The organism is Pseudomonas sp. G5(2012) (genome assembly GCF_000408945.1).
In the GTDB taxonomy this organism is placed as follows: Bacteria; Pseudomonadota; Gammaproteobacteria; order Pseudomonadales; family Pseudomonadaceae; genus Aquipseudomonas; species Aquipseudomonas umsongensis.
Window position 1 is genome coordinate 1 of sequence record NZ_APIO01000213.1, and the last position, 2,714, is coordinate 2,714.

The 2,714-nt window shown below is 59.7% G+C and carries 4 protein-coding genes; 2 read left to right on the plus strand and 2 right to left on the minus strand.

The annotated features are described in order from the left end of the window. Window positions 1-89: 89 nt before the first annotated feature. Together PG5_RS32720 and PG5_RS32725 are read right to left on the minus strand one after the other, a co-directional pair. Entirely contained in the window at window positions 90-359 is a 270-nt protein-coding gene (locus PG5_RS32720) for a hypothetical protein (RefSeq protein WP_033044701.1), read from the minus strand. A 180-nt stretch (window positions 360-539) separates the two neighbouring features. Next, window positions 540-1,223 (minus strand): SOS response-associated peptidase, encoded by a 684-nt coding sequence (locus PG5_RS32725; protein WP_020801367.1) that lies wholly within the window; start codon window positions 1,221-1,223, stop codon window positions 540-542. Between the two features lie 163 nt (window positions 1,224-1,386). On the opposite strand from PG5_RS32725, the gene PG5_RS32730 reads away from it, so the two are divergent. Together PG5_RS32730 and PG5_RS32735 are read left to right on the plus strand one after the other, a co-directional pair. Then, the gene (locus tag PG5_RS32730) at window positions 1,387-2,286 is read left to right on the plus strand and encodes a polysaccharide deacetylase family protein (protein WP_020801368.1); all 900 of its coding nucleotides are present in this window, start codon (window positions 1,387-1,389) and stop codon (window positions 2,284-2,286) included. A gap of 110 nt (window positions 2,287-2,396) precedes the next feature. Continuing rightward, complete coding sequence (locus tag PG5_RS32735; protein ID WP_020801369.1) at window positions 2,397-2,636, plus strand: DUF1652 domain-containing protein; 240 nt, start codon at window positions 2,397-2,399, stop codon at window positions 2,634-2,636. Window positions 2,637-2,714: the final 78 nt, after the last annotated feature.

Consider the following 2,714-nt stretch of genomic DNA (forward strand, 5'->3'; position numbering starts at 1 on the left):
TACCGCAGCAATGGATATGCCCCCCCCAATCCCTATTCAACCCCCATGTCTAAGTGAACAGCATTACGCATCGAGCGGGGGCTTCGAGCTTATTCCAGCAACTGCGAAAAGTCGGGATGAGTGGCCCGATAACCCAGCTTCCTGTCGATCCACGCATTCAACTCGTTGACCATGACCGGGGATTTACCCGGATAGCGTTCGAGGATTGAACCCAGGACTTGCTTGATATTGGGAATTGAAAGCAGGCTACGGGTCTGAATGTACTGCCCGATGAAATGGTCGAGTTGGTAGTGCTCTGTCTTTGTTAGATAAATGCACGCCAGACTCGCGACTTGATTATTGGTGAAATCGTCGCGCAATTGAGTTCTCTGCAAGGGCTTGATGTAAGGAATTTCCTTTGTTGCTGACTCTTTGGTCAACTTGGTATACCACTGGAAATACGGCGCGAATCCTAGCCGCAGCTCTGGCAAATGTATGTAAGCCCCTGACGTTGTCTGACAAGCGGTGAGGAGCATCAAAGTGCCATGTTTTAGGGGTGTTCATACCTTCAATGCGTCAATCAACCCGGCCCCCTGATTCCTGACGTTGCCCACAGCCTTATCGACCCGGTACCACTCAAAAGCATCACTGCCTTCCCCCTGTAGCAGCACCATCTGTTCGGCCCGCTCCCTGGGCGTCGCCGGGTCCAGCCATTCGCGGGCCAGTTCCGGGCTGAACACCACCGGACGGCGATCATGAACGTCCAGCATGCCGCCGGCGCTATCGGCCGTGATGATGACAAAGCCGTCGTCATCCCTGGGGGCTGCACCACCCTGCGGAAACTGCCCGATTGCCGCACAGAAGACCGGCCCTTGGTCACGTCGGCGAATCAGCCAGGGTTGCCGCGTGCCGTCCCCGGCATCGACCCATTCGAACCAGTTGTCGACCGGGCAGATAGCGCGATGGGGCCAGATGGCTCGAAAGAACGGGCCGTGGGCGACTTTCTCGACGCGCGCATTGATCGGCGCCGCTCGATCCTTCGCCCAGTGCGGCCGCCAGCCCCAGCGCTGCGAATCGGCATGCAAGCCATCGTTCTCCAGATGCAACAGCGCCAGCTGGGTGGTGGGCGCAGCGTTGTAGCGAGCCAGTGGTTGATCGCCAACGTGGTTGATCAAGGCGTCGGGAATGCTCAGCACCGCCACGAAGTCGTGTATGCCCCGGTATTGCGACAAGCGTCCACACATCGATTAAACCCTCCGGCTGGTGTGTTCAGCATAGATGTCTAAACCCTTTGCGTTGACCCAACCCCTGCTCGCTCCTACAGAGGTGTGGGGAGCGGCGGAACCAAACACTGTGTACCTTATCCAACCTCGTCCCACCGTCGTGGGGTCTGGCTCAAGGCAAAACATGAAACAGTTGATCAAGGTTCTATCGGTGCTCGCCATGGCAGCCAGTCTGCTGGGCTGTATCGCCGCACCCATTGAAATGACGCCGCAAACCGAACAGGCGTTGCGCACGCAACCACCGATCCGCTTTTTGCTGACCTTCGACGATGGCCCCAGCGCCTCGAGTTTCTGGAACCCGACCGAGACCGTGCTCGACAGCCTGGCGATCAATCCTGTGCAACCCGGCATCAAGGCGGTGTTTTTCGTGCAGACCCGTGCCTCGCGGGCTGGCGCCAGTGACATCGGGCGGGCGGTCATGCACCGCGAGCGCGATGCCGGGCACATCCTGGCCTTCCACACGGCCACGCCCTCGCACACCAATCATCGCTCGCTCAACGCGCAAGAGCTGGAGCAGGCGCTCACAGATGGGTGCGCCGACATCGCCGCGATCACCGGTGCGCCGCCGACCCTGCTGCGCCCGCCATTCTGGAGCTACGACAAACGCACCTTCGCCGCTTACCAGCAGCATGGCCTGCATGTGCTGCTGACCGACCTGAGCGCCAATGACGGCAAGATCTGGGGCTTCAACGCCAGCCCCCGGCGCCGCGCGCATATGCTGCGTTCGATGTCCGAGGTTCGCGAGCGCATTGCCCGGGGCGAGCTGCCGATGGTAGACGGGGTGATTCCGGTGGTGGTGACGTTCCACGACCTCAATCGCTACACCGCGCGGCATACCCGTGAATACCTGCAGATCCTTCTCGACAGTGCCCGGGCGACGGGGGTCAGGACTGCCCCAATAGCGTTTTATGACGATACCGCCGCGCTGCAACGGGCCGCCATGGCGCGTACGTTGCGCGACAGTTCACAGCCGGCGCAGTTGCCGGGGATCTGGAACTGGATCTGGAAAGACAATAGCCATTGAGCAAAGGCCGAAAATGCGGGGCAGTTAACAGTATCGACTGGCGCGGAATCGGCAAATTGCATCTATCCTCATTGGGGCCGTCCCGTTCAACTGCCACGGAGGCATCGGCCGTGATACCCATTTCAGTCCTTTGCAACATTGTAGAGTCCGGTTTCGAGCCCCTGGCCTGCGAATGCACGGAGAGCGGCGGGCTGCTGCGCATCGAGGTTTTTGATCCCGCCAGCGGGGAAGTCAAGCTGCTGATCGCCGGTGTATCGACCGAGCAGTTGACCAGCGTGCGTACCATCTCTGACTTCATCGGTGAATTGCGCACCGAGATGGAAGCCGGGCGCCGGGCATTCGCTGGCTGAATACTCCCGAGCCTCTGTAGGAGCTGCCGCAGGCTGCGATCTTTTGATCTTGCTCTTGAAAAAGTCAAAAGATCGCAG